Annotated in this window: 1 protein-coding gene; it reads right to left on the bottom strand. The window is 45.0% G+C overall.

The genetic code is table 11. The annotated features are described in order from the left end of the window. Window positions 1-109: 109 nt before the first annotated feature. The coding region (locus tag C1G53_RS08145) for a DUF1129 family protein (RefSeq protein ID WP_153046679.1) at window positions 110-327 on the bottom strand (218 nt) is incomplete at its 5' end.

The following is a 327-nucleotide window of genomic DNA, read 5'->3' as shown; positions in this document are numbered from 1 at the left end:
TCAGCAGATTACATAGACAAGTGACAGCGGATAAGGTTCTCGGGCGATTTGATAGCTGAACTGTATAGATAAACAAAAGCGACTGGAATATTCCAATCGCTTTGTTTTATTATTGAACTGGGGACATGGCATTGCGAATGTTATATTTCTTTTTCAAGAGGTAGCGTGCACCGAAAGCAGCAGCTCCGATAAGAATAGTAACAAGCGGAGGAAGAACCGGGTTAAATGCGGCCGGAATCAGTGCTGCCAGAATGAAAACGACTGACCAAGCCAGCGTAGCAAGTCCGAGAAAAGCGATAGCTTTCAGCAATTTAGGACGTTGCCCAG

Origin of the sequence: Streptococcus suis, from assembly GCF_002960445.1 — a bacterium.
Lineage (GTDB): Bacteria > Bacillota > Bacilli > Lactobacillales > Streptococcaceae > Streptococcus > Streptococcus hyiners.
Note: the sequence above shows the minus strand (reverse complement) of the source record. Positions and strands in the feature narration are given on the sequence as shown.